The organism is Nonomuraea sp. NPDC049758, assembly GCF_040674635.1.
Classification (GTDB): domain Bacteria; phylum Actinomycetota; class Actinomycetes; order Streptosporangiales; family Streptosporangiaceae; genus Nonomuraea.
Genome location: NZ_JBFAMZ010000001.1, coordinates 213,164 through 235,456, shown reverse-complemented (window position 1 = coordinate 235,456; position 22,293 = coordinate 213,164). Strand labels below are relative to the sequence as shown.

Below are 22,293 nucleotides of genomic sequence, written 5' to 3'. Positions count from 1 at the left end.
GGTGATGCGGTGAGCACCTTCGCCGCGTCCCACCTTTCGCCTTCCTATCCAGACCGCGCCGCGTGGGGCACCGCGCCCAAACTGCGCGCCTGGCAGCAGCAGGCGTTCGACCTGTACTTCAGGCGCGAGCCGCGTGACTTCCTCACCGTGGCCACCCCCGGCGCGGGCAAGACGACCTACGCCCTGCGCATCGCCAGCGAGCTGCTGGCCAACGGGGTGATCAGGGCCGTCACCATCGTCACGCCCACCGAGCACCTCAAGCGCCAGTGGGCCGACGCCGCCGCCCGGGTCGGCATCGGCATCGACCCGGAGTTCAAGAACAGCCAGGGCACGACCTCGCGCGACTACACCGGGGTGGCGGTGACCTACGCGCAGGTCGCGATGCACCCCGCGCTCCACCGGGCGCGCACCGAGGCCCGCAAGACACTGGTCATCTTCGACGAGATCCACCACGCGGGCGACGCCAAGTCGTGGGGCGACGGCGTGCGCGAGGCGTTCGAGCCCGCCACCCGCCGGCTCCAGCTCACCGGCACGCCGTTCAGGTCCGACGACAACCCGATCCCGTTCGTCGGCTACGAGGAGGACGCCGAGGGCGTCAAGCGCAGCGTCTCCGACTTCTCCTACGGCTACGGCCCGGCGCTCGACGACGGCGTCGTCCGTCCGGTGATCTTCCTGGCCTACTCCGGCGAGATGAAGTGGCGCACCCGCGCGGGCGACGAGATCGCCGCGACGCTCGGCACCCCGCTCACCAAGGACCAGCTGTCCCAGGCGTGGCGAGCCGCGCTCGACCCCAAGGGCGACTGGATCCGCCAGGTCATGCAGGCCGCCGACCGCCGCCTGACCGAGATCCGCCGGGGCGTGCCCGACGCGGGCGGCCTGGTGATCGCCACCGACCACGAGACCGCCCGCGCCTACGCCCGCCACCTGCGCAACATCACCGGCGAGGGCGCGACCGTGGTCCTGTCCGACGACCCGGGGGCGTCCAAGAAGATCAAGCAGTTCGCCGCCTCCCACGACCGGTGGCTGGTGGCCGTCCGCATGGTGTCCGAGGGGGTCGACATCCCGCGCCTGTGCGTGGGCGTCTACGCCACCTCGACCTCCACCCCGCTCTTCTTCGCCCAGGCCGTGGGCCGGTTCGTGCGCGCCCGCAAGCGCGGCGAGACCGCCTCGGTCTTCCTCCCCTCGGTGCCCACCCTCATGGGGCTGGCCAACGAGATGGAGGTCGAGCGCGACCACGTGCTCAACAGGAAGCCCCCGGAGGACGGCCTCGACGACAGCCTGCTGGAGCAGGCCAACCGGCAGAAGGACAACCCCGACGTCCTGGGCGACGAGCTGCCGTTCGAGACGATGGAGACCTCGGCAACCTTCGACCGGGTGCTCTTCGACGGCGGCGAGTTCGGCACCGGCGCGGAGATCGGCTCGGCCGAGGAGGAGGACTTCCTCGGCCTGCCCGGCCTCCTGGAGCCCGACCAGGTGGCCACCCTGCTCCGCAAGCGCCAGTCCGACCAGCAGGCCGCCAAGCGCAGGCAGAGCCCGGCCGAGCAGCCCAAGGAGACGCTCGCCCCGCACGAGCAGATCGCCGAGCTCCGGCGCGAGCTCAACGGCCTGGTCGGCGCCTGGAACCACCGCACGGGCCAGCCCCACGGCGTCATCCACGCCGAGCTGCGCCGCACGTGCGGCGGCCCGCCGATCGCGCAGGCCACGGCCGAGCAGATCCAGGAACGCATCGACGCCATCCGCCGCTGGGCCACCCAGCGGCGCTAGCCGCGCCCCTTCGCCGGTTCCCCGCGAACCGGCGAAGGGGTCCGGCGGGGGTCCGGCAGGGGACCCTGCGCATTTGGACACAGAGCAGTGACCTTCCGTTAGAAGGCCGGCCAGAACGGCAACAACCCTCTTGGCTGTCTTGGGATACCAGAAGGATCTTGCCCATGTCGTCTGAGGCCCCCGGCAGGTCGACGCTCACCGTCGCTTCCGGCCTCTCCCGAAACGCCGTCATCATCCGGCTCGAAGGCGAGCTCGACGTCTACGCGATCCCGATCCTGCGCGAGCACATGCAGCGCGTGTGGGAGCTGCCGGCCAAGCCGTTCCTGATCCTCGACCTCGGCGCGGTCGCCTTCTGCGACTCGATGGGCATGAACGAGCTCGTCGAGGTCATGCAGCGGTGCGAGTCGAGGGGCACCAGGCTGCTGCTCGCGGGGGTGCACGGGGTGATGGCCCGGGTGTTGTCGATCACGGGGCTACGGCACGCGTTCGAGGTGTTCACCAGGTTCGACGACGCCCTGCGGCTGGCCGTGGCGACCCTCTAGAGGCCGGTAGGGGCCGGGATCCGCTTCCCGGAGCGGCCGTCCACCGGGATGTAGCGCTCGTCGCCCGGCAGCGGGACGGTCAGCGCCGCCCGGCCGTCCTTGACGCGGACGGGAAGGGTGCGCACCCCCTGATGGTCGCCGCTCAGCGGGCCCTCGTGCACCCACACCAGCAGCCGGCGGCCCTCGGGACGGGCGATCACCTTGGCCGTCGCGCACTCGCGCGGCGCGGCCGACCACGACAGCACGAGCTGCCGCCCGACCTTGGCCCACTGGGGGATCGGGGTGCGCTCGTCGCAGGCGGGCAGCGCGGGCGCCGGCGGCATGTCGTGGGCCACGACGGCGGGGCCGCGGCCGGAGGGCACGTCGCCCATCGCGACCGTCGCGACCTCCAGCAGCGCCAGCGTCACGACCGCCCCCACCCGCGCCCCCGGACGGCCCTTGACGAGCACCCAGAGGGCGAGAGGGGTGAGCAGCAGCCAGGCCACGCCCAGGGAGATGGCAAGCATGAGAAACCTCGCACAGGATGAAGAGATATGACTCTACGTACTACTTCGACTGCGGAGAGGTTAGGTCATCCTTGAATATCACATGACCGCAGGGTTGCGCACTGTGTACCGTCCGTGATCAGGCGCGAGCGCGGCACAACCGCGGGTCGTCCCCGGCGGGGCCGGTCAGCCCGCCTTGGGCGTGCCCTCCAGCGTCACGCCCGCGGCCTCCATCTGGGCCATGGCCGACTGCGTGGTCGCCGGGGAGACGCCCGCGGTGAGGTCGAGCAGCACGCGCACGGCCAGCCCGTTGGCCGCCGCGTCGAGCGCGGTCGCGCGCACGCAGTGGTCGGTGGCGATGCCCACCACGTCGACCTCGGTCACCCCGTGCTCGCGCAGCCAGTCGGCCAGCGGCGCGCCGTCGCCCGAGGCGCCCTCGAAGCCGCTGTAGGCCGCCGCGTGGGCGCCCTTGCTGAAGACCTCCTCCACCTCCGACACGTCGAAGGAGGGATGGAAGTCGGCGCCGGGGGTGCCGGCCACGCAGTGGGCGGGCCAGGACGTGACGTAGTCGGGGGTGTCCGAGAAGTGGGTGCCGGGGTCGACGTGGTGGTCACGGGTGGCCACGACGTGGTCGTAGCCGTGCTCGCCGAGATGGCGGGTGATCGCGGCGGCCACCTCCGAGCCGCCTGCCACGGCCAGGCTGCCACCCTCGCAGAAGTCGTTCTGCACATCGACGATGATCAATGCGGTGCCCATAAGAGCACGATACGTCAGACGAACTCCGTGGGGATCGCCGCGTACCCCCTCCCGAGGTGGAGCGCGTCCTGGGGGAGCAGCGCGACGGCCGCGGCGTGGCGGTCACGGGCGGCGGACAGGGGCTCCCGGCCGACGACCTCGCCGTCGCGCACCAGCTCGTGCAGCAGGGGGATGCCGCCGTCGGGGACGCCGCCGCCGGTCGTGATCAGCTCGGTCTCGACGTGCCCGCCCTCGTCGAGCAGCCGGTACGCCTCCTTGCGCCCCCCGCGCGACGGCTTGCCCACCGACCGCTTGGCCACGGCCTCCAGCCGGCCCGCCCCGGTCTCCCGCGCCACCAGCTTGTACACCAGGGCCGCCGTGGGGACGCCGGACCCGGTCACCAGGGAGGTGCCCACGCCGTAGCCGTCCACGGGGGCGGCGGCGAGCGCGGCGATGGCGTACTCGTCGAGGTCGGAGGTGACCACGATGCGGGTGTCGAAGGCGCCGAGAGAGTCGAGCAGCTCGCGCACCTCCTGCGCGGCGGCGGCCAGGTCGCCGGAGTCGATGCGGACCGCGCCCAGCTTGCTGCCGGCCAGCTCGACCGCCGTGCGCACCGCCTGCTCGACGTCGTAGGTGTCCACCAGCAGCGTCGTGCCCACGCCGAGGGAGGCGATCTGGGCCTCGAACGCGTCCCGCTCGGAGTCGTGCAGCAGGGTGAACGCGTGCGCGGCCGTGCCCGCCGTGGGGACGCCGTACATGTGGCCGGCCATGAGGTTGGAGGTGGAGGCGAACCCGGCGATGTAGGCGGCGCGGGCGGCGGCGACGGCGGCGTACTCGTGCGTGCGGCGCGAGCCCATCTCGATGAGCGGGCGCTTGCCGGCGGCGTTGGTCATGCGGGAGGCGGCCGAGGCGATGGCGCAGTCGTGGTTGAGTATCGACAGCGTCAGCGTCTCCAGCAGCACGGCCTCGGCGAAGGTGCCCTCGACGATCATGATCGGGGAGGCGGGGAAGTACAGATCGCCCTCGCGGTAGCCGTAGACGTTCCCGGAAAACCGGTAATCGGCGAGAAACGCCAGAGTCGATTCGTCGACCACCTCCTGCTCGCGGAGAAAGGTGAGTTCTTCGTCACCGAAACGGAAGCGTTCGAGCTCGTCCAGGACGCGTCCGATGCCGGCCACGACCCCGTACCGGCGGCCGCCCGGCAGGTGTCTGGCGAACACCTCGAAGACCGCGCGCCGGTGCGCCGCGCCGCTGCGCAGTGCCGCCTGGAGCATCGTCAGCTCATAGTGATCTGTGAGCAACGCAGTGCTCATGGTCATTCTCACGACTCGAAGACTACGACCCAGATAGGGCAGACTCGGGGATGTGGGTAGCACCGCTCCAATCACCGTCGAGCGTCCGTCATCGGACGTCCGGCCCGATCTGCCATGGGTGACCATCGTCTGGAACGACCCGGTCAACCTCATGTCCTACGTGACCTATGTCTTCCAAACCGTCTTCGGCTACACCAAGGAGAAGGCGGAGAAACTGATGCTGGACGTCCACCAAAAGGGCAAGGCGGTCGTGTCCAGTGGCACGCGCGAAGAGATGGAACGCGATGTGCAGATTCTTCACTCCTACGGCCTGTGGGCGACGGTCCAGCCGGATTCGGTCAAGTGAGGCGGCGGCAGTGAGTTCGGGGTTCTCGGCCGGGCGGAACGGCTCGGTCATCGCGCAGTTCGAGGCCGCGGAGGTCTCGCTGTTGCGCTCGCTCGTCTCGATGCTGCTCGGCCTGGTCGCGCCGGGGGAGACCAGCGACGATCCGCTGGAGCGGGCGCTCGGCATCGGGGCGGCCCAGGCGCCCACCGACCCGGTGCTGGCCCGGCTGTTCCCCTCGGCCTACGAGGACGAGCAGGAGGCCTCGGAGTTCCGCCGCTACACCGAGGCCACGCTGCGCGACGGCAAGCGCGCCGACGCCCAGACCGTCCTGGACACCGCGCGACCGGGCGGCGCCGAGCTGACGCCGGAGCAGGCCCAGGCGTGGCTGCGCTCGCTCAACGACGTGCGCCTGACGCTCGGCACCAAGCTCGACGTGACCGAGGAGGTCCACGACGAGATCGCCATGATGTCCGAGGACGACCCCCGTTACCCGGCCTACGTCACCTACGACTGGCTGACCTACCTCCAAGACAGCCTGGTCCGCGCGCTCTGGTAGCTTCCGGGCATGCTCACGATCTCGCAGGAACTGGTGGACAAGATCGTCGCGCACGCGCGGGCCGACCATCCCGACGAGGCGTGCGGGGTGATCGCGGGCCGCGACGGCGTGCCCGAGCGGTTCGTCCCGATGGAGAACGCCGAGCGTTCGCCCACCTTCTACCGGTTCGACTCCATGGAGCAACTGCGCGTCTGGCGGGAGATGGACGACCGCGACGAGGAGCCCGTCGTGATCTACCACTCCCACACCGCCACCGAGGCGTACCCGTCGCGCACCGACGTGTCCTACGCCTCCGAGCCGCAGGCCCACTACGTCCTGGTCTCGACCAGGGACGAGAACGAGGTCGAGTTCCGCTCCTACCGGATCCTCGACGGAGTGATCGAGGAGGAAGAGGTAAGATTCCTCCCATGATGGTCCGGCCGGTGCAGAGCTACCTCTTCGCGCACACCCCGGCCGTCGTCGTCTACGACTGTCGCTGATCTGGAATCCGTGCCAAGCCATCGGTGTTGCCGCCGATGGGACGACGACCAGATAAGAGGAGAATGACCGCGATGGCCATCGAGGTTCGCATTCCCACCATCCTGCGCACCTACACCGACGGCGCCAAGGCCGTCGACGCCGAGGGCGCCACCCTCGACGAGCTGATCAGCAACCTTGAGTCGCGCCACCCCGGCATCAAGGACCGCCTGGTCGACCAGGGCAGCCTGCGCCGCTTCGTCAACGTCTACCTCAACGACGAAGACGTGCGCTTCCTCGGCGGCCTCGGCACCCCGGTGTCCGACGGCGACACGGTGACCGTGCTGCCCGCCGTCGCCGGCGGGTGACATGCGGTTCGACTCGCTGATCGACTCGGTCGGGCGCACGCCGCTCGTCGGGCTGCCCCGGCTGTCGCCCTCGCCCGAGATGCGCGTCTGGGCCAAGCTTGAAGACCGGAACCCGACCGGGTCGATCAAGGACCGGCCGGCGCTGTGGATGATCGAGCAGGCCGAGAAGGACGGCCTGCTCACGCCCGGCTGCACGATCCTGGAGCCCACCAGCGGCAACACCGGCATCTCGCTCGCGATGTCGGCCAAGCTCAAGGGCTACCGGCTGATCTGCGTGATGCCGGAGAACACCTCCGAGGAACGCCGCCAGCTCCTGCGCATGTGGGGCGCGGAGATCATCTCCTCGCCCGCTGCGGGCGGCTCCAACGAGGCCGTCCGCGTGGCCAAGGGCCTGGCCGCGGAGAACCCGTCCTGGGTGATGCTCTACCAGTACGGGAACCCGGCCAACTGGCGCTCCCACTACGAGACCACCGGCCCGGAGATCCTGGCCGACCTGCCCACGGTCACCCACTTCGTGGCCGGGCTCGGCACGACGGGCACGCTCATGGGCGTCGGCCGCTTCCTGCGGGAACGGGTGCCCGGCGTGCAGATCGTCGCCGCCGAGCCGCGCTACGGCGAGCTGGTCTACGGCCTGCGCAACGTCGACGAGGGCTTCATCCCCGAGTTGTACGACGAGTCCGTGCTGACCACCCGCTTCTCCGTCGGCTCGGCCGACGCGCTGCGGCGCACCCGCGAGCTGCTGGCCGCCGAGGGCATCTTCGCCGGCGTCTCGACCGGCGCCGCGCTGCACGCCGCGCTGGGCGTGGCAGGGAAGGCGGTCAAGGCGGGCGAGCGGGCCGACGTCGTCTTCGTGGTGGCCGACGGCGGCTGGAAATACCTGTCCACGGGCGCCTACGAAGGCACCCTGGAGGAGGCGGAAGACCGCCTCGAAGGCCAGCTCTGGGCCTGAGGACATGAAGAAGGGGGGCGGCCGGGACGGCCGCCCCCCTTCTTGCCTGGTCAGTTGAACAGGACCCGCAGCGAGAAGTCCGCCTCGGTGGCGCTCTGCCTGCCGCTCAGCCCGACGGCCCGCAGGACCTGCACGTTGGCCTTCTCGTCGCCCTCCATGCTCTGCAGGTACAGGTGCTCGACCTTGTCGAGGTCCACGAAGAGCGCGAAGGTGGCCTCGCCGGCGTCGGGGATCGCGGTCTGGAACGTCTCGGAGTCGCCCAGCGTGCCCTCCTCGGCCAGCTTCTTGGCGTACTCCTCGCTCGTCGCCGCCGTGAAGACGCCGTCACCGGGCACCTTGGCGAGCTGCGGAGCGGGCTGCCCACTGGCCGCCAGCGCCTTCTCGATCTTGCCGACGACCGCCTGGGCCTTGGCCGGGTCGGTGACCACGCGGACGCCCGCCTTGATCTGGTCGCCGTCCAGGCCCTGGCTGTCCACCGCGACCGTGAAGTTCTTGCCCAGCACCGTGGCGAGGTCGCCGGGCAGGTCGAGGCCGAACTTGGTCTTGGCCTGGTCGAGGAGCTGCTGCACCTCGGCGCCGCCGCCGGCCGCGGCCGACTTCTGGATCTGGGCCCACTGGCTGGTGATCAGTTGGTCCAGGCCGGAGACCGACAGGGCCCCGGCGGTGCCGGCGGGCAGCGTGCCCAGGGTGGCGGGCTGGACGTCGTCCGAGGTCACGCCCTTGGCGCCCCTGACCAGGCCGGCCAGCTCGACGTAGGCGCTGTCGAAGCGCAGCGCGCCGGCGAACCGGGCGTCCTTGATGGGCTCGATGCTCGCGGCCTGCTCGGCGGGGATGGGGGTGAGCTTGGCCAGCGCGCCCATGTCCGCCCAGAACGACAACACGCCCTGCTCGCCGACGTCGCCCATGTCGTCGTTGAACTCGCTGTTGTCGGCGAGGGTGGCCTCGCCCTTCGCGAACTTGTCGGCCAGCGCCTGCGTCGAGGACAGCAGTGCGTAGTCGTCGCGGAAGGCGATGCCGTACTTGTCGCCGTCCATGAGCTTGGCGATGCCCGCCTTGGCCTGCGCCTGGTCCTTGACCTGCACGGCCACCGCGAAGTCGGGCTCGGACTCGCCGGAGGGCACGGCGGCGAAGCCGACCCTGCTGCCCAGCCACGGGTCCACGTCCTTGGCGAAGTCGACCTTCTTCTCGCCGGTCTCGTTGACCAGGTTGAACAGGGCCTGGCGCGGGTCCTCGCCGGTGAAGGAGCCCTTGGTGACCGTGAACTTCCTGGCGAGCTGGAACAGCGCCAGCTTCTGGTTCGCGGCCGGGTCGAGGTCGAGGCGGGCGTAGGCGATCGCGTTGGCGGGCAGGACCTCGTTCGGCTGCGTGCCGCCGCCGCCGATCGCGCCCACGGCCCACACCGCGCCGCCGCCGAGCAGCACCACCGCGAGCGCCGCCGCGCCGGCGATCAGCCAGCCCTTGCGGCCGCCCTTCTTCGCCGGCTGGGGCGGGCCGAAGCCCTCGGGGCCCTGCTGCTGCCAACCTTGCTGCCCGTACTGGTCCTGCTGCTGCCAGCCCTGCTGCTGTTGCTGCTGCGCGTAGGGGTCCTGCTGCGCCCAGCCCTGTTGCTGGGCGTGCTGGTCCTGCTGCGGCCAGGTCTGCTGTTGTTGCTGTTGCCAGCCCTGCTGCGCCTGGCCGCCGTACGGGGCGCCGTAGGCGGGCTGCTGGCCGTAGGCGGATTGAGGGCTGTAAGCCGGCTGCCCGTACGAAGCTCCCTGCCCCGGCTGCGGGGCCTGCTGACCATGGGGCTGCTGGTACGGCTGCTGCGGCTGGTACGGCTGCTGCTGCTCCTGCGGCTGGTCCCAGCCTCCTCGGTACGCCGTGGTGCGCTCAGGATCCTGGCCAGGTGGGGGATTATTCGCAGACATCACTCAACTCACAATGTGGACTTTTGACCACAGAGAAGGTAGCTGATGTTGCTAGATGGCCGCTTGCAATGTGCTGAAGTCGGGATCAGGCCCGATTCAGCTCCTTTTTCAGCACATCGAGGTGGACTTCGCCATCTGTCCAGTCCGTCACGCAGGCCCAGGGGACGAACGTGCACCCGGCGTACACCGTCCGCGCCAGCGTCTTGGACAGCCAGGGGGAGCGGCCCTGACGGTCGCGGGTGAGCCCGAGCAGGACGGGCGCCCGCCGTCCCGAGACGACCAGCCCGTAGACCGTCTGGCTCTGCTGGAGGCCGCCCCTGTGCCTGTGGGCGCGGATGTCGACCACGTGACCGACCCAGATCCCGTTGGAGTCCCACACCGACTGACCGATGAGTTCGGTGACAGTTGCCATGATCGAACTGTCCCATCCGGGTGGTGTTTCCGCAGGTAGGCGCGCTGATATCGGAACGGCGTGGTGCGAACGCCGCAGCCCCGCGTAAAGTGGGGGGACTACTAGAATATAGTTCCGTACGGTGAAGGCAGGGCGGGATGACCAAGTTCGACGAGGCCACACAGGCGATCAGGGTCGACGAGACCACCTATGACGTGTGCCTCGACCCCGGATACTCCATCGGCGGCCCGCTCAACGGCGGCTACCTGATGGCCGTCGTCCTGCGCGCCGCCGTGGACGCCTCGCCGTTCGAGCACCCGGTGAGCACCACCTCGCAGTTCCTCAAGTCACCGGTCGCCGGCCCCGCCCAGGTCCGGGTCGAGCCGCTGAAGTCGGGCCGCACGGCCGCGTTCGCCAGGGCCACCCTCGTCCAGGACGGCGTGCCGCAGATCGAGAGCCTGATCACCACCGCCACCCTGACCGGCGCCGACCCCGTCTACACCGACGCGCCCTCGGTCGTCATGCCGTCCGTGGAGGAGTGCGTCAAGCTGCCCGACCCCAAGCCCGAGAACAACATGACCCTCAACGCCCAGATGGACATGCGCTTCGACCCGCCCACCATCGCCTGGCTGGCCGGCGAACCGACGGGCAGGCCGGAGTCGCGGGCGTACTTCAGGATGGCCGAGCCGCAGGACGCCGACCCGTACGTGCTGGCCCTGGCCGTGGACGCGCTGCCGCCCGTGGTGTTCTCCGCCGGCGCCCGCGGCTGGGCGCCCACCGTCGAGCTCACCTGGCACCTGCGCGCCCTGCCCGCCCCCGGCTGGCTCACCCTGATCGGCAGCGGCCGCCTCATTTCGGACGGCTGGTTCGACGAGGAGGTCGAGGTCTGGGACTCCGCGGGCCGGCTCGTCGCCCAGTCGCGCCAGCTCGCCAGGGTCGGAAGGGGCTGATGTGAGCAACCCGACAGTCGCGCCTTCATCAGGTGTGAGCATTCTTACGCGGTGTTGATCGAGCAGGTCGCCTACCCTCTAGAACGTGCCGGACGAGAGTATTGGGATCTTCGACAGCGGGGTGGGCGGCCTGACGGTCGCCCGCGCGATCATCGACCAGCTCCCCCACGAGTCGATCACCTACGTGGCCGACACGGCCCGTCAGCCGTACGGGCCGAAACCTCTCGCGGAGCTGCGCGCCTACGCCCTTGAGGTGATGGACCACCTCGTCGAGCAGGACGTCAAGATGCTCGTCATCGCGTGCAACAGCGCCAGCGCCGCCGTGCTGCGCGACGCCCGCGAACGCTACGACGTGCCGGTCGTCGAGGTGATCCAGCCCGCCACCAGGCGCGCGGTGCGCGCCACCCGCACCGGCCGGGTCGGCGTGATCGCCACCCAGGCCACCATCACGTCGCTGGCCTACCACGACGCCTTCACCGCGGCCCCCGACGTGCAGCTCACCGGCGTGGCCGCGCCCCGGCTGGTGGAGTACGTCGAGCGCGGGGAGACGATGAGCAAGGAGCTCATCGACGTCCTGCGCGACTACCTGGAGCCGATCAGGGCGGCCGGCTGCGACACGCTCATCCTCGGCTGCACCCACTACCCGCTGCTCACCGGCGCGATCTCCTACGTCGTCGGCGACGGGGTCACGCTGGTCTCCAGCGCCGACGAGACGGCCAAGGACGTCTACCGGATCCTGCACGACCGCGGACTGGCGGCGGGAGGCGAGGCCACCCCCCGGCACCGCTTCCGCGCCACCGGCGACTCCCAGCTCTTCGCCCGCCTCGGCAGGCGGTTCCTGGGCCCGGAGATCGACGTGGTCGAAGTCGCGCCAGTGGGGGGTACTACCTTTAGCGGGAGGCCCACATGAAGGTGACCATCGTCGGATGCTCGGGCAGCTACCCCGGCCCCGACAGCCCCGCGTCCTGCTATCTCGTCGAGGCCGAGGGGTTCAGGATGCTGCTCGACCTCGGCAACGGGTCGCTCGGCGCGCTCCAGCGCCACATCGGCCTCTACGACGTGGACGCCATCTGCCTGTCCCATCTGCACGCCGACCACTGCCTCGACGTCTGCGGCTACCACGTGGCCCGCACGTACGGGCCCGACGCGCCGTACCCGCCCGTGCCGGTCTACGCGCCCGAGGGGGCGCCGGCCCGGCTCGCGGCCGCGTACGGGATGCCGGACGAGCCCGGTCTGGAGACCGCCTTCGACTTCACGCCGCTGTCGCCCGGCTCGTTCGAGGTGGGGCCGTTCGTCGTCACCGCCGGCCTGGTGAACCATCCGGTCGAGGCGTACGGGTTCCGGGTGGCCAGCGACGACGTGTGCATGGCGTACTCGGGGGACACCGGGGAGTCGGCGGAGCTGGTCAAGCTGGCCGCTGGGGCCGACCTCATGTTGTGCGAGGCGTCGTTCGTCGAGGGGCCCGACCTGCCGCCCGACCTGCACCTGACCGGTCGTCAGGCGGCCGAGCACGCGGCCAAGGCCAACGCGGGCAAGCTGGTGCTCACCCATCTGGTGCCGTGGAACGACAACGCGAGGGTGCTGCAGGACGCGTCGAGGGGCGGCTACGCCGGGCCGATCGAGCTGGCCCGCAGCGGTGCGGTCTACGATCTGGCCTGAACGTCGTCGAAGTCGCGTAATCGGGGCAGCGGCGAGAACAGCAGCGGCACGAACGACACGACCCGGCCGATCATGAACACCCATAAGGCCGTCCGCACGCCGAACTGCTGGGCGACGATCCCGCCGAGCAGCGCGCCCAGCGGGACCGAGCTCCACATCAACGACCGGAACGAGGCGTTGACCCGGCCCAGCAGCCGCTCGGGGACCGTCGTCTGCCGGTAGGTGATCTGGCCGACCGTGCTCAGCGCCGCGCTCCACGACAACGCGATCGAGGTGACGGCGAAGAACGTCACCCGCCAGTCGGCCTGGGTCATCGGCAGCAGCAGGGCGAACGGCGCCGGCACGGTGAGGGAGAGCCAGGTGATCCTGGCCGTGCCGACCTTCCTGGCCAGCAGCGCGCCGAGCAGGCCCGCGGCCACGCCGCCGAACCCGCCGGACATGAGCAGCACGCCGATGAGACCGGGCGCCAGCCCCACCTCGTCGGCCAGGAACAACACCGACAGGCCGAGCACCGCGCCGACCGTCAGGTTCGTCAGCACCGAGGACGCGGCGAACATGCGCAGCAGGCGGTCGCGCCACACGTGGCGCAGCCCCACGCCGATGCCGCGCAGCAACGGCTCGGGCTCGCTCGCGGCCGGCGGCTTGTCCGGGGTCTTGATGGTGCTGAGGAACAGCGCCGACGTCAGCGAGCCCAGCGCGGTGGCGAACATCGTGAACGGCGCGCCGACGAGCTGCACCAGCAGGCCGCCGACGCCCGGCCCGGCCAGGAAGCCGCCGGAGCGCACCACCTCCAGCTTGGAGTTGCCGTCACTGAGCTGCCGGGTGCTCACCAGGCTGGGCAGGTACGTCTGGTCCGCGACGTCGTTGAACACCTGCGCCGCACCCGCCAGGAAGGCGACCGCGAACATCATCCCGATCGACAGCACGCCCAGGTGCGCCGCCAGCGGAATGCTCGCCAGCAGCACGAACCTGGCCAGGTCGGTGACCATCATCACGCGACGCCGGCGCATCCGGTCGACCCACACCCCCGCGGGCAGGCCGAGCACGAGGAACGCGGCGGTCTGCAGCGCGGACAGCAGAGCCACCTGGGCCGGCTGCGCGTGCAGCGTGACGACCGCCACCAGCGGGAGGGCCACGCGCGAGATATTCGCTCCCAGTTCGTTCCCCACGTGCGACGTCAGGAACCGGAGGAAGTCAGGGTTTCGCAACACCCCCGTTGTCATTGCGTAAGGATCCATGTGTCGGACACATTTGGTCAAGAGTGTCGTGCCGCGGAGATAGGGTGATCTGCATGTCCCGACAGGATGGCCGCAACCCCGACCAGCTACGCCCCATCACCATCACCCGGCAGTGGCTGGCGCATGCCGAGGGTTCGGTCCTCGTCGAGTTCGGCGGCACGCGGGTGCTCTGCGCGGCCTCGGTGCAGGACAGCGTGCCGCGCTGGCGCAGGGGCAGCGGGCAGGGCTGGGTCACGGCCGAATACGCGATGCTGCCGCGGGCGACCAATACCCGTAATGATCGGGAATCGGTCCGCGGCAAAATCGGCGGGCGCACGCACGAGATTTCCCGGTTGATCGGAAGATCACTTCGCGCGTGCGTCGATTACAAGGCCCTGGGCGAAAACTCCATTCTGCTCGACTGCGACGTTCTCCAGGCCGACGGCGGCACCAGGACCGCCGCGATCACCGGCGCCTACGTCGCGCTCGCCGACGCCGTCGCCTGGATGAAGGCGCGCAAGATGTGCCCCGGAGACCCGCTGATCGGCTCGGTCGCGGCCGTCTCCGTCGGGGTCGTCGGCTCGGTCCCCATGCTCGACCTGTGCTACACCGAAGACGTCGCCGCCGAGACCGACATGAACGTCGTGATGACCGGAGAGGGCGCCTTCGTCGAGGTGCAGGGCACCGCCGAGGGCGTGCCCTTCGACCGCGCGGCCCTCGACCAGCTGCTCGACCTGGCCGCCGCCGGGTGCGAGGAGCTCACCCTGATCCAGCAGGAGGCGCTGAGCGCATGAAGATCGTGCTCGCCACCCGCAACCCGGGCAAGATCGCGGAGCTGCGGCGCATCCTCACCGGGTTCGACATCGTCGGCCTGGAGGAGTTCCCCGAGATCGGCGAGGTCGCCGAGACCGGCGTCACCTTCGAGGAGAACGCGCTGCTCAAGGCGCACGCCGTCGCCAATGGCTCCGGGCTGCCGGCCGTGGCCGACGACTCCGGGCTCTGCGTCGACGTGCTCAACGGCATGCCCGGCGTCTTCTCGGCCCGCTGGTCCGGCCGCCACGGCGACGACCAGGCCAACCTCGACCTGCTGCTCGCCCAGCTCTCCGACGTGCCCGCCGAGAAGCTGTCGGCGCACTTCGCCTGCGCCGCCGCGCTCGCGCTGCCGTCCGGTGAGCACCGGGTGGTGGAGGGCACGCTGCCCGGCCACCTGATCACCACCCCGCGGGGCACCAACGGGTTCGGCTACGACCCGATCCTGGTCCCGCTCGGCCACGACCGCACCACCGCCGAGCTGTCCCCCGACGAGAAGGACGCCATCAGCCACCGGGGCCGCGCCTTCCGCGCGCTGGCGCCGATCGTGCGCGACATCGTCGGCTCGTAACCATCGCGTAAGAAACTGCTGACCACGGGCGACGTAACGTCGTACCGTGCAGAAGAACGAGACGGTGCCCGCCTGGGCCGGCGCCCTGGCAGGGCTCACGGCGGGCGCGCTGGCGCTGGGGATCGCGCAGCTCGTCGCCGGGCTCGCCGGTCCTGAGACCTTTCCGGTGGTGGCGGTGGGGGACGCCGCCGTCGATCTGACGCCGGCGCCGGTGAAGGATTTCGCGATCAACACGTTCGGGGAGAACGACAAGACCGTCCTCGTCGGGGGCGTGCTCGTGGTGCTCGCCGGGATCGCGGCGGTCATCGGCGTGCTGGCGCGGCGGCGGCTCGCGTACGGGTACGCGGGGCTGGCCCTGTTCGGGGTGGTGGGGGTGGCCGCGGTGCTCACCCGTCCGGGGGCGGCGGCGGTGGACGTGCTGCCCACGGTGGCCGGGGTCCTGTGCGGAGGGCTGGGGCTGGGGTGGCTGCTGCGGCGCGCGGGCGGTGGTCGCGGTACGGCCGCGGCGGGCCCCGAGGCCGGTGGCGCGGTCGCGGGCGCTGAGGCCGGTGGCGAGGCGGCGCCGGGGGGCGGCGGTGAGGGTGCCGTTTCCGGGGTCGGTGGCGCGGGCGGTGCCGGCGGGGGCGGCGGCGAGGGCTCCGAGGTCGGCGCGGGTGGTGAGGGGGCTGTGGAGCGGCCTGCTGTGATGCGGGTCGGGGCGGGGGAGCGCGGTTTCGACCGGCGGCGGCTGATCACCGGGGTGGCGGGCGGGATCGTGGTGGCGGGGGCGTCGGCCGCGCTGGGCCGGCAGCTCGGCGGGCGGCGGGAACTGGCCGCGACGCGGGGGAACCTGGCGCTGCCCAGGCCCGCGACGCCCGCCCGGCCCCTTCCCCCCGGTACGGACTTCCGCATCCCCGGCCTGTCATCCTTCATCACGAAAAATCAGGACTTCTATAGGGTTGATACGGCGCTCGTCGTTCCCCAGGTGGATCCGCGCGCCTGGCGGCTTCGTATCCACGGCATGGTGGACAGACCAGTCGAGATCACCTACGCCGAGCTGCTGAACCTGCCGCTCACCGAGGCCGACATCACCCTGACCTGCGTCTCCAACGAGGTGGGCGGCCCGTACGTCGGCAACGCCCGCTGGCTGGGCGTACGCATGGCCGACCTGCTGCGCCGTGCCGGGCTCCAGCCGGGCGCCGACATGCTGCTGTCCACCTCCGACGACGGCTTCACCTGCGGCACGCCCGTGGACGTCGTGATGGACGGCCGCGACGCCCTCTTCGCCATCGCCATGAACGGCGAGGCGCTCCCGTTCGAGCACGGTTTCCCCGTCCGCCAGGTGGTGCCCGGCCTGTACGGGTATGTGTCGGCCACCAAGTGGGTGGTGGACGTGAAGGTGACCCGGTTCGACCGGGACCAGGCGTACTGGACGCCACGCGGATGGGCCGCCAAGGGGCCGATCAAGACGGAGTCGCGCATCGACGTCCCGAAGAGTGGCGCCTCGCTCAAGGCCGGGCGCACGACCATCGCCGGGGTGGCGTGGGCCCAGCACACCGGGGTGGACGCCGTCGAGGTGCGGGTCGATCGCGGCGAGTGGCGGCAGGCGCGGCTGGCCGCCGTGCCGGGGCCCGACACCTGGCGGCAGTGGGCGCTCGACTGGGACGCCACGCCCGGGGAGCACACGATCGAGGCGCGGGCCACGGACGCGGCGGGTCACACCCAGACCGAACGGCAGGCGCCGCCCGCGCCCGACGGCGCCAGCGGGTGGCCGGCCGTGACGGTCCAGGTGGCCTGATTCGCGGACGTTTGCGCAGGTAAAGCCGTTCCCACTGACGGATAATCTTCCCCACTTCCCCCTCTCGGGCGCGACGGCGGCCCTACGATCGGTCGTCCAAGCAGGACAGGAGGCAGGACGTGGTCCGCGAACGCAAGTCGAGCGTCCGAGGGGTCCTTCCGGAGGGGCAGTACAACCCGGTGGTGGGAGAGGGGGTCCGGTGGCTCGACTACGAACGTGCCGCCGAGGACGTCTCCGGCGAAGCGCCCGCCACGACCGAGGTCCCCTCCTCCCGTGAGGGGTCGGCCCCCTTAACGCCCGCCGCCTCCAGCGCCCCCGACGAGGAGCCGCCGCCGCCACCCGGCCTCCGTATGCAGGCCCCTCCTCCTTCCCGCCCGTCCCCCCAGCCCGCCGCAGCCGCCGCCCCTGGTGTGGCCTCCGCTCTGGACGTGCTCACCGGTCTCGCCACCCGCCCGGCCCCGGCCCGCACCGGCACGCCGTACGGCCTGACGTTCAGCCTGAACACCCTCGACCGCCTCGCCCTCCCGGACGAACGGGAGGACGCACGTCCCGCGCTGCCGCCGACGGATGTGCCGGACGGTCCGGCGCCGCCTTCCACCGAGCCGACCGGCTGCGACGCCGACGCCGGCGCGACGACCGACGGGCAGACCGCCACAGAAGTGCCGAACGCCGGGGAGACGCGGACCGGCACGTCCGGACATCGGGAGGGACGTCCTGACGCGCCCGAGGACCGTCCGGAGGAGGCGTCGCGCACGACGGCTCACCCGGCCCGCGATCCGCACGCAGCCGCACCCGCGCCGGCCGCCCCGCACGAGATCGGCCCGAACGGAGCTGCCCCGCAGGCAGGCGCGGCACGCGGAAGCGGCCTGCGAGAAGCCGCTCCGGAGACGGGCAGCCTGCGTGCGGCCGGTCCGGACATGGGAAGCTCGCGTGCGGCCGGTCCGGACACGGGCAGCCTACGTGCGGCCGGTCCGGGCAAGGGCAGCCCGCCGGGGGCCGGGCCGGACGCGCGGGAGCAGGGGGAGTTCCCAGAAGGCGGGATCGGTGGGCCGGAGGGACCCGGGGGCGCGGTGACGCGGGGGTTCGGGGCGGCGGTCAGCGGGATGCGGCGGCTGGAGTTCGGAGAGAGGGACGGAGCCCGTGGCACGGACGGACGGCATCCGCTGGAGGCCCGGATCGACCGGGCGAGGAACCGTGCCGCCGTCGACTGGTTCGAGAGCGAGCGGCGGCCGCCGAGGCTGGCCGACAGCCGGCCGTACGGGCTGCCCGGCGGGCTGGCACAGCCCGACCCGCAGGTGGAACGGGAGCTGAGGCAGGCGCTGGAGCCCGGCGCCCGGTTCCCCGACCCGCGCGGCACCTGGGTCCGCCTGATCAACGGCGGCGGCCCGGCGGACGACCCGTTCCGGGCCTCCAACGCCGCCGACTGTGCCCTGGCCGTGCTGTCCACCTGGCACGGCGAGCCCGCCACGGCTGCCCCCCGGCTCCCCGAGTACGACGGGATCGGCCGTCCGCTGCTCACCGGCGAGAAGGGCGGAGCAGCCCGGATCGAGCGGTGGACCGGCCAGCGGTTCCAGTACGCGGGCCAGGGGCGGCACGCCTACCCCATGATCGCCCGGCGGCTGCTGGAGGCCGGGCACGGCGCGAGCGCGGTCATCGTGGTGCGCTGGCCGGGCGGCGGGTCGCACGTCTGGAACGCGGTCAACTCCGGCAGCGAGGTGATCTGGATCGACGCCCAGCGCGGGCACATGTCGGTCGAGCCGCCGTACGCGACGGTGACGGGGGTGTTCTGCATGATCCTCGACCGGCAGGGGCGGCCGCGATGAACATGGACCAGGCCAGGGCGCTGGCGGAGGAGTACGTCAACGGGACGCGCCCGCCGGACGAGCCGCTGTCGGTGGGCCTGTACGGCTTCCACGACGGGTACGTCGCCTGGATCCGGGAGCTCGACCCCGACGACCCCACCACCCTGCCGGACACGATCGGCGGGGCGTGCATCGTGATCGACAAGGCGTCCGGGGAGGTCGTGGTGCGGCCGCTGCTGGACCCCGAGACCGTCGCCGAGCTCTGGCCGGGCCGCACCCCGCGCTGACCGCGTGGCACACGCGGGGCCGGGCGCCGCCCCCATGGGGCGCCCGACCTGGCGGTACGTATGTGGCTGCGCGGCCTCGGCGTCCCCCACGACACCCGTCCCATGAGGCCGCGCAGCCCCTGCGGCGTACCCTCTATCCTGATTTTTCGCTTTTATTCGCTTTTATCAGGGATTAGCCCGTAGCCAGCGAGCCGACGATCGACGCCCTGGCCGCCCGCCGGGCCGGCACCACGGCGGCCAGCACGCCCGCCAGCCCCGAGAGCACCACGAACAGCGCGATCTGCCCGAGCGGCGCGGAGAACACCGCACCGGGCAACATCGCCCGTACCGCGGCCCAGCCGAACACGCCGCCGAGCACCACGCCGACCAGCGCCCCGATCAGGCCGAGCAGCAGCGCCTCGACCGAGAGCATCCGCCGCAACTGCGGCCGGGTCAGCCCGAGCGCCCGCAGCAACGCCGACTCCCTGGTGCGCTCGTGCACCGACAACGACAGAGTGTTGGCGATGCCGAGCAGCGAGATCAGGATCGCCAGCCCGAGCAGCCCGGTCACGATCATGAGCAGCATGTCCAGGGTCTCGTCGAACTGCCCGCGCACCTCGGTCGAGCTGGCCATCTGGACGGTGGGATGGGCCGCGATCGCGGCCTTGACCACCTGACGGGCCTGGTCGGTCGCGACGCCGTCGCGGATGTTGATCATCACGCGGGAGTCGGGCACCCGGTCGTAGTAGGTGTCGAACGGCCGCTCGGCGACGGTGAGCGGCGGCAGGGTGGAGTTCGTCCCGGCGAGGACGGCGACCACCTTCAGCGGCACGGACCCGGCCAACTCGGTCTTCACCGTGACCGTGTCGCCGACCTTGACGCCCAGGCCGGAGGCCGCGTAGTCGAGCAGCGCGACCTGCCCGGCCGACAGGCCCGCCATCGAGCCGGACAGCACCTCGGGGGTGATGGTCCCGTGGTAGGTGCCGATGTCGAAGCGCCGGTCGCCCACCTTGCCCGGGGTCTCGCGGATCTGCAGCACCGAGGCCAGCTCGGGACGGCCGCGCAGCTTCTCGGCCACCGACCTGGGCACCCCGCTGTCCTGCACCTGTCCGGCCAGCATGTAGTCGACCGGGAACTGCTCGTCGAGCTTGTTCCACACGGTCAGCCGGGTGGAGGCGCTGAGCACCGAGATCAGCGTCATCAGCGTGACGCCGATGGTGAGCGCGACCGTGGTGGTCGCGGCGCGCCGGGGGTTGCGGGCCGAGTTGTCCAGGGCCAGGCGTCCGGGCACGCCGAACAGCTTGGCCGGGACCCAGCCCACCACCGCGCTCAGCGGCCCGACCAGCACCGGCCCGAGGATCAGCACGGCCAGGAAGACCAGCGCGCCGCCGGCCATCACGACGAACAGCGTGCTCGTCTCGCCCGCCGGCAGCCCCGCCACGCCGTACGCGGTCAGGCCCGCCCCGGCCAGCAGGAACAGCCCCGCGAACACCGAGCGCAGCAGGCCGGTGCGGAAGTCCTGCTCCTCCGGCTGGGCGCGCAGCGCCGCGACCGGCGGCACGCGGGTGGCCGCCCGCGCGGGCAGCAGGGCCGCGAACAGGGTGACCACCAGGCCGACGGCCAGGCCGATCCCGACGGTGGCCGGCGTCAGCGCGACCGCCGCGTCCGTGGGCATGGGGGCGTCGAACGCGGCCAGCAGCGTCAGGGCGAGCATGGCCAGCCCGTAACCGGCCAGCAGGCCGAGCGCGGAGGCGAGCAGCCCGACCGCGACCGACTCCAGCACGATCGAGCCGAACACCTGCCCGCGGGTCGCGCCGATGCAGCGCAGCAGCGCCATCTCCCGGGTGCGCTGCGCGACCAGGATGGTGAAGGTGTTGTAGATGACCAGCGCGGCCACCATCATCGCCACCGCCCCGAACAGCAGCAGGCCGATGGTCAGCGTGCGCATCGACAGCCCGGCCGAGGCCGCCAGGTCGTCGGCCAGCTCCGTGCCGGACTTGACCTCGTACGCGTCGCCGAGCGCCGCGGCCACGGCCTGCTTCAGCCCGGGGGCCGAGCCGGCGACGTCGATCTCGCGGTAGCCCTTGGCGCCGGTCATGCGCTGCGCGGTGGCCGCGGTGAAGCCGACCGCGCCGGTGAAGGAGAGCTCCTGGTCCACCCCGGGGTCGAGCAGGCCGACCAGCCGGAACTGGTGACGGGCCTGCTTGCGGTCGAGCACGGTGATCGTGTCGCCGAGCCGCAGGCCCTGGGACTTCGCGGTGTTCTTGTCCAGCACGGCCGCCTGGTCGTCGGTGCCCGGACCGGTGCCCGCGACGATCGCGGTGCGGTCCAGCGGGCCGGGGACGATGGACAGGGCCGTGGTCGGGCTGCTCCCGACCGCCCTGCCGTCCTTGCCGAGCAGCGGCGCGGGGTCGCGGATCAGGCCCTGCGCCTCGGTCACGCCGGCCAGGGCGCGCACCCGTTCCAGGGCCTTCTCCGGCAGCACGCCGTCGCGCTCCTTGGGCAGGACGGCCACGTCCACCTTGTCGGCGTCGGCGGTGACGCGCTGGGAGAAGCCCGCCTGGATGGTGTCGTTCAGCACGAACGTGCCCGCGATGAAGCCCACCCCGAGCGTGATCGCCAGCGAGGTGAGCAGCAGCCTGAGCTTGTGCGCGCGCAGGCCGGCCAGCGCCGTCTTCAGCACCTCAGCCCTCCAGCTTCACGAGCGTGTCCAGGACGGCCTGCGGCGACGGCGAGGTGATCTCGGTGACCAGCTCGCCGTCGCGCAGGAACACCACCCGGTCGGCGTAGGCCGCCGCGACCGGGTCGTGGGTGACCATGACGATGGTCTGGCCGAGCTCGCGGACCGAGGTGCGCAGGAAGGAGAGGATCTCCGAGCCGCTGCGCGAGTCCAGGTTGCCCGTGGGCTCGTCGGCGAAGATCACCTGCGGCTTGCTGATCAGGGCCCTGGCCACGGCCACGCGCTGCTGCTGGCCGCCGGACAGCTCGGTCGGCCGATGCCCGAGCCGGTTCCGCAGCCCGACGGTGTCGATGACCCGGGCGAACAGCTCCTCGTCCGCCTGCCGGGCGGCGATGTCCAGGGGCAGCCTGATGTTCTGCTCGGCGGTCAGCGTGGGCAGCAGGTTGAACGCCTGGAAGATGAAGCCGATCCGCTCCCGGCGCAGCAGCGTGAGCTGCCGGTCGGCCAGGCCGGTCAGCTCGACGTCGCCGATGTGCACCGTGCCCGAGGTGGCGGTGTCCAGGCCGGCCAGGCAGTGCATGAGCGTCGACTTCCCGGAGCCGGACGGGCCCATGATCGCCGTGAAGGCGCCGGTGGCGAAGGCCACGTCCACGCCGCGGAGGGCGTGGACCTGGGCGTCGCCCTGGCCGTACACCTTGGTCAGGGCCTTGGCCACGACCGCGGGCGGTGCCGCGCGCCAGGACTCGGTGAGGGTCACTTTCACTCCTTGT

The 22,293-nt window shown here is 71.7% G+C and carries 23 protein-coding genes; 15 read left to right on the top strand and 8 right to left on the bottom strand.

What is annotated here, in order from left to right; genetic code table 11:
• Positions 1-9: 9 nt before the first annotated feature.
• Together AB0J46_RS01070 and AB0J46_RS01065 are read left to right on the top strand one after the other, a co-directional pair.
• Complete coding sequence (locus tag AB0J46_RS01070; protein ID WP_358283529.1) at positions 10-1,764, top strand: DEAD/DEAH box helicase; 1,755 nt, start codon at positions 10-12, stop codon at positions 1,762-1,764.
• A 164-nt stretch (positions 1,765-1,928) separates the two neighbouring features.
• Positions 1,929-2,306: an STAS domain-containing protein gene (locus tag AB0J46_RS01065; RefSeq protein ID WP_364324688.1), complete on the top strand. Its 378-nt coding sequence runs from the start codon at positions 1,929-1,931 to the stop codon at positions 2,304-2,306.
• Here AB0J46_RS01065 and AB0J46_RS01060 read toward each other — a convergent pair.
• From AB0J46_RS01060 to AB0J46_RS01050, 3 genes are all read right to left on the bottom strand, one after another.
• On the bottom strand, positions 2,303-2,812 hold the full coding sequence (locus AB0J46_RS01060) for a hypothetical protein (RefSeq protein WP_364324685.1): 510 nt from the start codon (positions 2,810-2,812) through the stop codon (positions 2,303-2,305). The two genes, AB0J46_RS01065 and AB0J46_RS01060, sit on opposite strands and share 4 nt — an antisense overlap.
• A gap of 165 nt (positions 2,813-2,977) precedes the next feature.
• Positions 2,978-3,547, bottom strand: a complete 570-nt coding sequence (locus AB0J46_RS01055) for a nicotinamidase (RefSeq protein WP_364324682.1) — start codon at positions 3,545-3,547, stop codon at positions 2,978-2,980.
• Positions 3,548-3,561: 14 nt separating this feature from the next.
• Positions 3,562-4,845, bottom strand: a complete 1,284-nt coding sequence (locus AB0J46_RS01050; protein ID WP_364324679.1) for a nicotinate phosphoribosyltransferase — start codon at positions 4,843-4,845, stop codon at positions 3,562-3,564.
• A 46-nt stretch (positions 4,846-4,891) separates the two neighbouring features.
• Here AB0J46_RS01050 and clpS point away from each other — a divergent pair, with 46 nt between their 5' ends.
• The 5 genes from clpS to AB0J46_RS01025 all read left to right on the top strand — a co-directional run bounded on the left by clpS (position 4,892) and on the right by AB0J46_RS01025 (position 7,493).
• Positions 4,892-5,185 (top strand): ATP-dependent Clp protease adapter ClpS, encoded by a 294-nt coding sequence (clpS, locus tag AB0J46_RS01045; protein WP_352350112.1) that lies wholly within the window; start codon positions 4,892-4,894, stop codon positions 5,183-5,185.
• Positions 5,186-5,195: 10 nt separating this feature from the next.
• A complete protein-coding gene (locus tag AB0J46_RS01040) occupies positions 5,196-5,720 on the top strand; it encodes a DUF2017 domain-containing protein (protein WP_352350114.1) in 525 nt (174 codons plus the stop codon).
• Between the two features lie 9 nt (positions 5,721-5,729).
• A complete protein-coding gene (locus AB0J46_RS01035) occupies positions 5,730-6,131 on the top strand; it encodes a M67 family metallopeptidase (RefSeq protein ID WP_352327704.1) in 402 nt (133 codons plus the stop codon).
• A gap of 140 nt (positions 6,132-6,271) precedes the next feature.
• Positions 6,272-6,544, top strand: coding sequence for a MoaD/ThiS family protein (locus AB0J46_RS01030; protein ID WP_352350116.1), 273 nt, complete (start codon positions 6,272-6,274; stop codon positions 6,542-6,544).
• 1 nt (position 6,545) lies between these two features.
• Positions 6,546-7,493, top strand: a complete 948-nt coding sequence (locus AB0J46_RS01025) for a cysteine synthase (protein WP_364324675.1) — start codon at positions 6,546-6,548, stop codon at positions 7,491-7,493.
• Between the two features lie 50 nt (positions 7,494-7,543).
• Here AB0J46_RS01025 and AB0J46_RS01020 read toward each other — a convergent pair whose 3' ends face one another.
• Together AB0J46_RS01020 and AB0J46_RS01015 are read right to left on the bottom strand one after the other, a co-directional pair.
• Positions 7,544-9,400 carry a DUF3352 domain-containing protein gene (locus AB0J46_RS01020; protein ID WP_364324672.1) on the bottom strand — a complete coding sequence of 619 codons (1,857 nt, stop codon included), beginning with the start codon at positions 9,398-9,400 and terminating at the stop codon, positions 7,544-7,546.
• A gap of 85 nt (positions 9,401-9,485) precedes the next feature.
• Positions 9,486-9,812, bottom strand: coding sequence for a hypothetical protein (locus tag AB0J46_RS01015; RefSeq protein WP_364324669.1), 327 nt, complete (start codon positions 9,810-9,812; stop codon positions 9,486-9,488).
• A gap of 137 nt (positions 9,813-9,949) precedes the next feature.
• Here AB0J46_RS01015 and AB0J46_RS01010 point away from each other — a divergent pair, with 137 nt between their 5' ends.
• The 3 genes from AB0J46_RS01010 to AB0J46_RS01000 all read left to right on the top strand — a co-directional run bounded on the left by AB0J46_RS01010 (position 9,950) and on the right by AB0J46_RS01000 (position 12,400).
• Positions 9,950-10,741 carry a thioesterase family protein gene (locus AB0J46_RS01010; protein WP_364324666.1) on the top strand — a complete coding sequence of 264 codons (792 nt, stop codon included), beginning with the start codon at positions 9,950-9,952 and terminating at the stop codon, positions 10,739-10,741.
• Positions 10,742-10,826: 85 nt separating this feature from the next.
• Positions 10,827-11,651, top strand: a complete 825-nt coding sequence (gene murI, locus AB0J46_RS01005) for a glutamate racemase (protein ID WP_364324663.1) — start codon at positions 10,827-10,829, stop codon at positions 11,649-11,651.
• Positions 11,648-12,400, top strand: a complete 753-nt coding sequence (locus AB0J46_RS01000; RefSeq protein WP_357971117.1) for an MBL fold metallo-hydrolase — start codon at positions 11,648-11,650, stop codon at positions 12,398-12,400. Before murI ends, AB0J46_RS01000 begins: the two co-directional genes overlap by 4 nt.
• Here AB0J46_RS01000 and AB0J46_RS00995 read toward each other — a convergent pair.
• Positions 12,385-13,623 carry an MFS transporter gene (locus AB0J46_RS00995; protein WP_364324660.1) on the bottom strand — a complete coding sequence of 413 codons (1,239 nt, stop codon included), beginning with the start codon at positions 13,621-13,623 and terminating at the stop codon, positions 12,385-12,387. The two genes, AB0J46_RS01000 and AB0J46_RS00995, sit on opposite strands and share 16 nt — an antisense overlap.
• Positions 13,624-13,691: 68 nt before the next feature.
• Between AB0J46_RS00995 and rph the strand changes: the two genes are divergently transcribed.
• The 5 genes from rph to AB0J46_RS00970 all read left to right on the top strand — a co-directional run bounded on the left by rph (position 13,692) and on the right by AB0J46_RS00970 (position 18,864).
• On the top strand, positions 13,692-14,411 hold the full coding sequence (gene rph, locus AB0J46_RS00990; protein ID WP_357971213.1) for a ribonuclease PH: 720 nt from the start codon (positions 13,692-13,694) through the stop codon (positions 14,409-14,411).
• Complete coding sequence (rdgB, locus tag AB0J46_RS00985; protein ID WP_364324656.1) at positions 14,408-14,998, top strand: RdgB/HAM1 family non-canonical purine NTP pyrophosphatase; 591 nt, start codon at positions 14,408-14,410, stop codon at positions 14,996-14,998. Before rph ends, rdgB begins: the two co-directional genes overlap by 4 nt.
• Before the next feature lie 46 nt (positions 14,999-15,044).
• A complete protein-coding gene (locus tag AB0J46_RS00980) occupies positions 15,045-16,775 on the top strand; it encodes a molybdopterin-dependent oxidoreductase (protein ID WP_364324653.1) in 1,731 nt (576 codons plus the stop codon).
• A gap of 119 nt (positions 16,776-16,894) precedes the next feature.
• On the top strand, positions 16,895-18,598 hold the full coding sequence (locus AB0J46_RS00975; protein WP_364324650.1) for a toxin glutamine deamidase domain-containing protein: 1,704 nt from the start codon (positions 16,895-16,897) through the stop codon (positions 18,596-18,598).
• Positions 18,595-18,864, top strand: a complete 270-nt coding sequence (locus AB0J46_RS00970) for a hypothetical protein (RefSeq protein WP_352350138.1) — start codon at positions 18,595-18,597, stop codon at positions 18,862-18,864. The genes AB0J46_RS00975 and AB0J46_RS00970 overlap by 4 nt, the downstream gene beginning before the upstream one ends.
• A gap of 172 nt (positions 18,865-19,036) precedes the next feature.
• On the opposite strand, the gene AB0J46_RS00965 is transcribed toward AB0J46_RS00970, so the two are convergent.
• Both AB0J46_RS00965 and AB0J46_RS00960 read right to left on the bottom strand, forming a co-directional pair.
• Entirely contained in the window at positions 19,037-21,526 is a 2,490-nt protein-coding gene (locus tag AB0J46_RS00965) for an FtsX-like permease family protein (protein WP_364324647.1), read from the bottom strand.
• Between the two features lies 1 nt (position 21,527).
• The gene (locus AB0J46_RS00960) at positions 21,528-22,280 is read right to left on the bottom strand and encodes an ABC transporter ATP-binding protein (RefSeq protein WP_352350142.1); all 753 of its coding nucleotides are present in this window, start codon (positions 22,278-22,280) and stop codon (positions 21,528-21,530) included.
• Between the last annotated feature and the right edge of the window lie 13 nt (positions 22,281-22,293).